Genomic DNA, 9314 nt, shown 5'->3' on the forward strand with positions numbered 1-9314 from the left:
TAATTAGTAGAGCCAGTTCGCCGGGATGGTGATCAGCTCGGGGAACAGGACGAACAGGAATAGCACCAGCACCTCGGCGATCAGGAAGGGCCAGACGCCGGTGATGACACGTCCCAAGGGGATCTTGCCGACGCCGCTGACCACGTTCAGGACGACGCCCACGGGCGGGGTCAAGAGGCCGATGCAGCAATTCATGATGAACATCACGCCGAAATAGATCGGGTCGATCCCGGCCTTGACGACGATCGGCAAGAGCACTGGCGTCAGGATCAGGATGGTCGGCGTCAGGTCCAGAGCCGTGCCCACGATCAGGATCAGCACCATGATCGCGGCCATCAGCAGTTTGGGACGGTCGATCAGCGGTTCGATATAGGACGAGATCTCGTTCGGGATGTTCGCCGCGGTGATGAGCCAGGCGGAAACCAGCGCCGCACAGACGAGGAACATGATCGCTGCCGTGGTCCGGCCTGCGGAAAGCAGCACGGCGGGCAGGTCCTTCAGCTTCAATTCACGATAGACGAACAGGCCGACGAACAATGCGTAGAAGGCGGCGACGACGGCGGCCTCGGTCGGCGTGACCACACCCAGCTTGATTCCGCCAAGGATGATGACCGGCATGCCAAGCGCCCAGACCGCTTTGGACGCAGCGCGGCCACGCTCGGCCCAGCCAGCCTTCGGCAATGTCTCGACATTGTCCTTGCCCGCGACGATCGACCAGGTTGCCATCAGGACCAGGCCCATCAGGATGCCCGGAACCACGCCCGCCATGAACAGTTTCGAGATCGAGACATTCGCGGCGACGCCGAAGACGATGAAGGCCATCGAGGGCGGAATGACGGGGGCGATGACGCCGCCCGCGGCGATCAACCCGGCCGAGCGCGGCACGTTATAGCCCGCCTTCGCCATCATCGGGATCAGGATCGCGGCCAAAGCTGCGGTATCCGCCGCCGCAGAGCCCGAGATCGAGGCCATGATGATCGCGGCAAAGATCGCCACGAAACCCAGACCGCCCCGGATATGGCCGACGCAGGCGATCGAAAAGTCGATGATGCGTTTCGACAGCCCGCCCGCATTCATCAACTCCCCCGCAAGGACGAAGAAGGGAATGGCGAGCAGCGTGAACGTATCCGCGCCGATCATCATGTTCTGGGCGATGATCTGCGTGTTGAACATGCCCATATAGGTCATGAGCATGACGCCGCAGAAGATCAGGGCAAAGGCGACGGGCACGCCGATGGCCATCGCGCCGATGAGCGAGACGATAAAGACGACAAGGGTCATAGGGCGCGCTCCGCCAGTTCTTCGGCGCTGTGACGTTCGCCCGCGAAGGCGGCGACCTCGGCGTCGCTGACCTTGCCGGTCAGAAGACGGATCACGCGCTCAAGAGTGATCAGGATGATGCAGGTCGCGGTGAACAGGCCCGTGCCATAGACCCAGGACATCGGGATTCCCGAAACCGGCGCCGTCATCGAATTGTTGATCGGAAGCTGCTTCCATGTGCCGACGAACAGCACCGCCGAACAGCCGATGATCATCAGGTCCGACAGACCCATCATCAGCTTGCGCCCGCCCTTGCCGAGCATGGAGACAAAGGTCTCCATTCCCATATGCAAGTTGTGGCGATGGGCGACGACCGCGCCGATGAAGGTCAGCCAGACGAAGAAGAAGCGCGACAGCTCCTCGGTCACCGGGATGCCCGAATTCATGCTGTAGCGCATGACGACATTGACAAAGACCATCAGGGCCATGCCGCCGATCAGGACGACGAGGATGATGTCGAGCAGGCGATAGAACAGGTCGATCGCGGATTTGACCATTGTCAGACCTTCTCCCCCAGGCCGCGCGCCACCAGGTTGCGCAGCAGTTCGCGGGTCCCGAAGACCCATTCCGGGCAAACGTCGGAACGATCGACCCAGTTCACGAGGCGGCCGAGCGAAGGGGCATAAATCTCGACCCGGTCGCCGATTTCATGGGTGAAACCCTGTCCCGCGCCGCGACGATCCTTGACGGGCGCGAACATGGTGCCGAGGAACAGAACCGCACCATCCGGATATTGATGCGAGCGGTTGCGCATCTGCCCGACGAGGTCGGCGGGCTTGCGGCTGATCGCGGCGAGCGGGCTTTCGCCGGTCATCTCGAACCCGTCCTCGCCCTGCACCAGCAGGGTGACAACGGCCTGCTCGACCGTGGCAAGGGTGAAGCTGCCGTCGAACAGACGGATGAACGGACCGATCGAACAGGAGGCGTTGTTGTCCTTGGCCTTGCCCAAGAGCAGCGCCGAGCGGCCCTCGACATCGCGCAGGTTCACGTCATTGCCCAAGGTCGCGCCAAGGATGGTGCCATCCGAGCGGGTGACCATGACCACTTCCGGCTCGGGGTTGTTCCATTCCGAGATCGGATGCAGTCCGACCTTGTCGCCGCATCCGACCGAGGACATCGGCTGAGCCTTGGTGAAGATCTCGGCGTCCGGCCCGATGCCGACTTCGAGATATTGCGACCACAGGTTCATTTCCTGCAGCAGCGCTTTCACCTGAGCGGCTTTCTCGGACCCGGCGGCGACGCCGCGCAGGCTTTCGCCGATCACGGGCGCAAGGCGGGCGCGGATCTCATTGGCGCGGGCGCTGTCGCCGCGGGCCTGTTCCTCGATCACGCGTTCCAACATGCTGTCGGCAAAGGTCACGCCTGCCGCCTTGACGGCCTGCAAGTCGATCGGAGCCAGAAGACGACCGGCCGAGCCGTTCAGGAAATCATCCAGCGCGCCAAGATCGGGCAGGTCGCCCGAGGCGACAAGCCCCAGCAGATCATCACGTTCCAGCAGACTTGAGACCGTCGCGGCGATCTGGCTCAGATCCAGAACGCGGCCATTGCGAAGGGTGACGGGGCAGGGGCCGTTTGCCACATTCGACCAGACGCGGCCGATAAGGACTGCGCTTTCCGCGTCGACGGGCAGAATGCCCTCGGCCTTCAACAATTGAGTTGCCAACATCGCAACCTCCCATTCTTCCGTGACACCTCCACGCGTCACGCAGACACACAATGGTGTCAGACAACATTATGACCAGATGATTATCCGCAGGCTTCTTTTATGTCCACCGTCAATCGGAAGATCGCACAAGAAACTAGCCGAAGAATTCCAGTTCCAATCCGACGCGGTTGGCCGAGCCTTTCAGGTGACGGCGCATTGCATCGCGTGCCGCGAGGGGGTCACGTGCCAGAATCGCGTCGCGGATCGCGCTGTGCTCGTCGATGGTGATCGCCATGATCTCGTCGAACATGATCTGCTCACGCGCGGTCACGATGGCATGGCCGACCCGGTCGGCGACGGCGCTGATGAACTGGTCGAAATAATGGTTGCCGGTCGCCAGTGCGATGATGCGGTGAAACTCCAGATCCGCCGCCACGCCTTCGGTGTTCCAGTCGATCGACGAGTTCATCTTGGCGAGTGCCGCGTCCAGCCGCTGCATCTCTTCGTCCGAGCGGTGCAGGGCGGCTAACCCCGCGGCCTCGATTTCCAGCGGAACGCGCAGCTGGTAGAGGTCGGTGAAGGCATGCTTGTCCATCTGGCCGCCATCGCCCAGCCGGATATGGCGTGCCTGACGTTCGATGACGAAGGCGCCGACGCCCTGCCGGGTCTCGACAAGGCCCTCATTGCGCAGTTGCGCGATGGCCTCACGGATGACCGTGCGGCTGACCCCGAAGGTCTGCGACAGGGCGTTTTCGGTCGGAAGCTTGTCGCCCGGCTTGATGTCGCCGCGATGGATGCGCTCGGCGAATTGCGCGGCGATGCGCGCGGGCAAATGCTCATTGCGAGCGATCTGCCGGAATCCCTGAACCATGGTTCCTCCCTTGGTTTCCATCCTGAGCCTCGTCAGGTCCGGTCGATCTGGCAACCGGGATTCATGGTCCAGCGCGGATCGATGGCATTCTTGATTGCCAGCAGAAGCCGACGCCGCGTCTCGGGCAGGCGCTGCTCGAAATCAAGTTTCTTAAGCCGACCGATGCCATGCTCGGCGCTGATCGAGCCGTTGAAACGGTCCAGAACCGCGTTCACGATCTTCTTGGATTTCAGGATCTGAGCATCGAAACTGTCCTGACCCAGCGAGGGATCGGGCAGCACGTTCAAATGCACGTTGCCGTCGCCGACATGGCCATAGGAGACGCAAATCGCGCCGGGCATTTCGGCCAGCACAGCGGCTTCGGCCTCAGCCACGAAATCGGCAAGACGCGACAGCGGGACGGAAATATCGGTGCGCATATGCTTGCCGCGCTTGGCTTGACCTTCGTTCATGCCCTCGCGGATCAACCAGATGTTCTTGGCCTGCGCCTGCGACTGGGCGACGACGCCATCGACGACCAGCCCGTCCTCCATCGCGGCTTCCAGGAAGCGTGCCATCAGATCGTCGATATCGACAAGGCCCGAGCCGGAGATCTCGACCAGCGCATAGGCCGGGTGTTCGGGCGCGATCGGAAGTTGCAGGTCGGGGATGCCCTCTTGCGCCAGTTGGAAGGCGAGCGGCGGCATGAATTCAAAGGCCGACATCAGATCGCAGCATTGGCGACGCGCGCGGCGGTAAAGCTCGATTGCGTCGGGGAGCGAGTTCAACGCCAGAAGTGCTGTCGCCACATGCTCGGGCTGCGGCAGCAGCTTGACCGAGACGGCGGTGATGACGCCCAGTGTGCCCTCGGCCCCGATGAAAAGCTGCTTCAGGTCAATGCCGCGATTGTCTTTGCGCAGGCTCGACAACCCGTCGAAGACCGAACCATCGGGCAGCACGACTTCCAGCCCCAGCACCAGTTCGCGGGTCATGCCGTAGCGCAGGACGTTCACCCCGCCCGCATTGGTCGAGACATTGCCGCCGATTTGGCAACTGCCCTGCGCGCCAAGTGCCAGCGGGAAGAACAGGCCCTGCTTCGCGGCCTCGTCCTTGAAGGCCTCCAGCACGACACCCGACTCGATCACCGCCGAGAAATCATCGGCGTCGATCTGGCGGATGCGGGTCATGCGTTCCAGCGTCAGAACGACCTGACCTGCAGGCGCATCGGGAACGCCGCCCAGTACAAGGCCCGTGCGGCCGCCTTGCGGAATGATGCCCAGACCCAGTTCGGCGGTAGCGCGGACGGCGGCGGAAACCTCTGCAGTATCTCGGGGACGCAGCACGGCGACCGCGCCGCTTTGCACATCGCCATGCCAGTCGCGGCAATATTCGGCCATCTCGGCACCGGTCAGGACGATATCGCCAAGGGCCGCACGCAGACGCTCGGCCAGCGCAGCGCTGATCCCTAGCAGATCCTGTTCCATATCGTGACCCTCCCCGGTCGCCTGTGGCGTGAAAACGGCTTGCATCATACAGAGATCAGGTTATCAGACAACCATATAAATCCGGTTTGATCGACTCGGAAGGAGGAGGACGACATGCATATTCTGATCATTGGCGCCGCCGGCATGGTGGGGCGCAAGCTGACGCAGCGGCTGGTGGCCGAGGGTGGTCTGGGCGAGCGTGCGATCGACGCGCTGACGCTGGTCGATGTCTTTGCCCCCGAGGCACCTGCGGGCTTTACCGGAAAGGTCGCCTGCCTGACCGCCGACCTGTCCGATGCAGGCACCGCCGAGAAGCTCATCGCCAGCCGTCCCGACGTGATCTACCACCTTGCCGCCATCGTTTCGGGCGAGGCCGAGCTTGATTTCGAAAAGGGTTACCGCATCAACCTCGACGGCACCCGCGCCCTGTTCGAGGCGATCCGTCTGGCGCAGGCCGTGGATGGCTACCGTCCGCGCGTGGTCTTTGCCTCGAGCATCGCGGTGGTCGGCGCGCCGCTGCCCTTCCCGATCCCGGACGATTTCCACACCACGCCGTTGACCAGCTATGGCACGCAGAAGGCGATGAGCGAGCTGCTGCTGGCGGATTACTCGCGCCGTGGCTTCTTCGACGGCATCGGCATCCGCCTGCCGACGGTCTGCATCCGTCCCGGCAAGCCCAACGCGGCGGCCTCGGGCTTCTTCTCGAACATCCTGCGCGAGCCGCTGGTCGGGCAAGAGGCCGTGCTGCCGGTTCCGGAATCGATCCGCCATTGGCACACCTCGCCGCGCTCGGCGGTGGGTTTCATGATCCATGGCGCGACGATCGACGTTAACCTTGTCGGGCCGCGCCGCAACCTGTCCATGCCGGGACTCAGCGCCACGGTGGGCGAGCAGATCGAGGCCCTGCGCCGCATCGCGGGCGACAAGGCCGTGAACCTGATCCGCCGCGAACCGAATGAAATGATCATGCGCATGTGCGAGGGCTGGGCCCCCGGCTTCGAGGCCAAGCGCGCCCGCGAGTTGGGCTTCACTGCCGAAAACAGCTTCGACGAGATCATCCGCGTCCATATCGAGGACGAGTTGGGCGGCCAACTTTGAGCGGGGTGAAGATCGCCTTCCTCGGCACCGGGTTGATGGGCGCGCCGATGGTGCGCCGTCTGCTGGCTGCCGGGTTTCCGGTGACCGTCTGGAACCGCGCCCCGGAAAAGGCGCAGGCGCTGGCCTCTGACGGAGCTTCTGTCGCCATTGGCCCTGTTCAGGCCGTGGCCGGGGCGGATGTCGTCTTCACCATGCTCTCGGACGGGGCTGCGGTGGCCGACGTGATCTTTGCCAAGGGCGTGGCCGAGAACCTGCGCCCCGGCGCGGTGATCGTGGACACCTCCTCCATCGCGCCGCATCTGGCGCGCGAACATGCCGAGGCCCTGGCGAGCCGGGGCATCGCCCATGTCGATTGCCCGGTCTCGGGCGGGGTCGTGGGGGCCGAGGCGGGAACGCTCGCGCTGATGGCGGGCGGCGAGGCCGAGGTCATCACGCGACTGGCCGCGGTCTTCGCGGCGCTTGGCCGCGTCACCCATGTCGGGCCCTCGGGCGCGGGGCAGGTCTGCAAGCTCGCGAACCAGCAGATCGTCGCCGTCACCATCGGCGCAGTGGCCGAGGCGATGATGCTGGTGCAGGCGGGCGGCGCGGATCGCGGCAAGTTCCGCGAGGCGATCCGGGGCGGTTTCGCCGAAAGTCGTATTCTGGAACTGCACGGCGCGCGCATGGTCGAGCGCGATTTTGCCCCCGGCGGCCCGTCGCGGCTGCAACTCAAGGATCTTGACGCGGTTGCGGCATTGGCGCAGTCCACGAACCTGACCTTGCCCCTGACCGAGATGGTTCGGGGCGAGTTTGCCGAATTCGTCGCCTCGGGCCATGGCGACACGGATCACAGCGGCCTGCTGCTGCATCTGGAAGAAATGAACGCAGCCATCCCTGCGGAGGAGAGCAAATGACCTCGGACCAACCCAAACGCCGCCTGCGCTCGCAGGACTGGTTCGACAATCCCGATCATGCCGACATGACCGCGCTTTATCTTGAGCGCTTCATGAATTACGGCACCACGCCGGAGGAACTGCGCTCGGGCAAGCCGATCATCGGCATTGCGCAATCGGGCAGCGATCTGAACCCCTGCAACCGCCACCATCTGGATCTGGCCAAGCGCGTACGCGACGGCATCCGTGATGCGGGCGGGATTCCGATCGAGTTTCCCTCGCATCCGCTGTTTGAAAACTGCAAGCGCCCGACCGCCGCGCTGGATCGCAACCTGGCCTATATGGGTCTGGTCGAACTGCTCTACGGCTATCCGTTCGACGGCGTCGTGCTGACCACGGGCTGCGACAAGACCACGCCCTCGGCGCTGATGGCGGCGGCGACGGTCGATATTCCGGCGATCGTCCTGTCGGGCGGGCCGATGCTCGATGGCTGGCATGATGGCGAGTTGGTGGGTTCCGGCACGGTGATCTGGCGCTCGCGCCGGAAATATGCGGCTGGAGAGATCACCCGCGAGGAGTTCCTTGAGGCCGCGCTCGACAGCGCCCCCTCGGTCGGCCATTGCAACACGATGGGCACGGCCAGCACGATGAACGCCATTGCCGAGGCGCTTGGCATGTCGCTGACCGGCTGTGCCGCGATCCCCGCCGCCTATCGTGCGCGCGGCCAGATGTCCTATCGCACCGGCCGCCGCGCGGTTGAGCTGGTGCTGGAAGACATCCGCCCCTCGGACATCCTGACGCGCGAGGCCTTCCTGAACGCGATCCGGGTGAACTCGGCGATTGGTGGCTCGACCAATGCGCAGCCCCATATCATGGCAATGGCAAAGCACGCGGGCGTCGATCTGCGCCCCGAGGATTGGCAGGCTTACGGCTATGACATCCCGCTTCTGGCCAATGTCCAGCCTGCGGGCGCTTACTTGGGCGAGCGTTTCCACCGTGCTGGCGGAGTTCCCGCGATCATGTGGGAATTGCTGCAAGCCGGGAAGCTGAATGGCGATTGCCCGACGGTCAGCGGCGCGACCATGGCCGAAAACCTTGAAGGCCGCGAAGCGACCGACCGCGAGGTGATCAAGCCCTATGCCGAGCCGATGATGGAGCGCGCGGGCTTCTTCGTGCTGAAAGGCAACCTCTTCGATTTCGCGATCATGAAGACCTCGGTGATTTCTGCCGATTTCCGCGCCCGCTACCTGTCGGAGCCGGGCCGAGAGGGGATCTTCGAGGGCAAGGCTTTCGTCTTTGACGGCTCCGAGGATTACCACGCCCGGATCAACGATCCTGCGCTGGGGATCGACGAGCGCTCGATCCTTGTGATCCGTGGCGCGGGACCGCTGGGCTGGCCGGGCTCGGCCGAGGTGGTGAACATGCAGCCGCCGGATCACTTGATCAAGCGCGGCATCACCAGCCTGCCGACTTTGGGCGACGGGCGGCAATCGGGGACGGCGGATAGCCCCTCGATCCTGAACGCTTCGCCGGAAAGTGCGGCTGGCGGTGGTCTGGCATGGATCCGGACCGGGGATATCATCCGCCTCGACCTGAACGCGGGCACTTGCGACATGCTGGTCGACGAGGTCGAAATCACCCGCCGCAAGGCCGATGGCATCCCAGCCGTGCCGCCCTCGCGCACGCCGTGGCAGCGGATCTATCGCGAAACGGTGACGCAGCTTGAGGACGGCGCCACCATCCGCGGGGCCGAGGATTTCCAGCGCATCTCGACGACGCCGCCGCGCCACAACCACTGACCAACGGTCGCGCCCCGATTGCGGGGCGCGATCGCTGCGCTTGTCGGCACTGTCTGCGCGTCGGGGCCGATTCATACGGCTGGCGTTGCCAAACTGTCTGGATCCGCATTAGGTCCCGTGGACCTGCTGCGGCTGATTTCTGATTCAAGCTTTCCAAAGGGAGGCCTGAATGGACGAACAGCGGTTTGTGGTGTCGGATAGGGTTTGGCTGCGCCTTGAGCCGCACCTGCCCGGAAAGAAGAGCGA

At 64.0% G+C, this 9314-nt stretch carries 8 protein-coding genes; 3 read left to right on the forward strand and 5 right to left on the reverse strand.

Annotated elements, in window-relative coordinates; all coding sequences use genetic code 11:
• Positions 1–3 precede the first annotated feature (3 nt).
• The 5 genes from ESZ60_RS04425 to ESZ60_RS04445 all read right to left on the reverse strand — a co-directional run bounded on the left by ESZ60_RS04425 (position 4) and on the right by ESZ60_RS04445 (position 5299).
• Positions 4–1281, reverse strand: coding sequence for a TRAP transporter large permease (locus tag ESZ60_RS04425; protein ID WP_134679204.1), 1278 nt, complete (start codon positions 1279–1281; stop codon positions 4–6).
• Complete coding sequence (locus ESZ60_RS04430; protein WP_134679205.1) at positions 1278–1817, reverse strand: TRAP transporter small permease; 540 nt, start codon at positions 1815–1817, stop codon at positions 1278–1280. The genes ESZ60_RS04425 and ESZ60_RS04430 overlap by 4 nt, the downstream gene beginning before the upstream one ends.
• Before the next feature lie 2 nt (positions 1818–1819).
• Positions 1820–2986, reverse strand: a complete 1167-nt coding sequence (locus ESZ60_RS04435; protein ID WP_134679206.1) for a fumarylacetoacetate hydrolase family protein — start codon at positions 2984–2986, stop codon at positions 1820–1822.
• A 133-nt stretch (positions 2987–3119) separates the two neighbouring features.
• Positions 3120–3836 carry a FadR/GntR family transcriptional regulator gene (locus ESZ60_RS04440; RefSeq protein WP_134679207.1) on the reverse strand — a complete coding sequence of 239 codons (717 nt, stop codon included), beginning with the start codon at positions 3834–3836 and terminating at the stop codon, positions 3120–3122.
• 32 nt (positions 3837–3868) lie between these two features.
• Positions 3869–5299 (reverse strand): FAD-binding oxidoreductase, encoded by a 1431-nt coding sequence (locus tag ESZ60_RS04445; RefSeq protein WP_134679208.1) that lies wholly within the window; start codon positions 5297–5299, stop codon positions 3869–3871.
• 114 nt (positions 5300–5413) lie between these two features.
• On the opposite strand from ESZ60_RS04445, the gene denD reads away from it, so the two are divergent.
• Genes denD through ESZ60_RS04460 form a run of 3 tightly spaced genes read left to right on the forward strand, consistent with a single transcriptional unit; the run spans position 5414 to position 9068 of the window.
• Complete coding sequence (gene denD / locus ESZ60_RS04450; RefSeq protein ID WP_134679209.1) at positions 5414–6397, forward strand: D-erythronate dehydrogenase; 984 nt, start codon at positions 5414–5416, stop codon at positions 6395–6397.
• 5 nt (positions 6398–6402) lie between these two features.
• On the forward strand, positions 6403–7290 hold the full coding sequence (locus ESZ60_RS04455) for an NAD(P)-dependent oxidoreductase (protein WP_245155574.1): 888 nt from the start codon (positions 6403–6405) through the stop codon (positions 7288–7290).
• On the forward strand, positions 7287–9068 hold the full coding sequence (locus ESZ60_RS04460) for an IlvD/Edd family dehydratase (RefSeq protein ID WP_134679211.1): 1782 nt from the start codon (positions 7287–7289) through the stop codon (positions 9066–9068). Before ESZ60_RS04455 ends, ESZ60_RS04460 begins: the two co-directional genes overlap by 4 nt.
• Positions 9069–9314 lie beyond the last annotated feature (246 nt).

The organism is Paracoccus ravus (genome assembly GCF_004522175.1).
Lineage (GTDB): Bacteria > Pseudomonadota > Alphaproteobacteria > Rhodobacterales > Rhodobacteraceae > Paracoccus > Paracoccus ravus.

Bases quoted from the DNA above. Each gene is read 5' to 3' on its own strand.
- ESZ60_RS04425 (WP_134679204.1), bottom strand. From the start codon at position 1,281: ATGACCCTTGTCGTCTTTATCGTCTCGCTCATCGGCGCGATGGCCATC.
- ESZ60_RS04430 (WP_134679205.1), bottom strand. From the start codon at position 1,817: ATGGTCAAATCCGCGATCGACCTGTTCTATCGCCTGCTCGACATCATC.
- ESZ60_RS04435 (WP_134679206.1), bottom strand. From the start codon at position 2,986: ATGTTGGCAACTCAATTGTTGAAGGCCGAGGGCATTCTGCCCGTCGAC.
- ESZ60_RS04440 (WP_134679207.1), bottom strand. From the start codon at position 3,836: ATGGTTCAGGGATTCCGGCAGATCGCTCGCAATGAGCATTTGCCCGCG.
- ESZ60_RS04445 (WP_134679208.1), bottom strand. From the start codon at position 5,299: ATGGAACAGGATCTGCTAGGGATCAGCGCTGCGCTGGCCGAGCGTCTG.
- denD (WP_134679209.1), top strand. From the start codon at position 5,414: ATGCATATTCTGATCATTGGCGCCGCCGGCATGGTGGGGCGCAAGCTG.
- ESZ60_RS04460 (WP_134679211.1), top strand. From the start codon at position 7,287: ATGACCTCGGACCAACCCAAACGCCGCCTGCGCTCGCAGGACTGGTTC.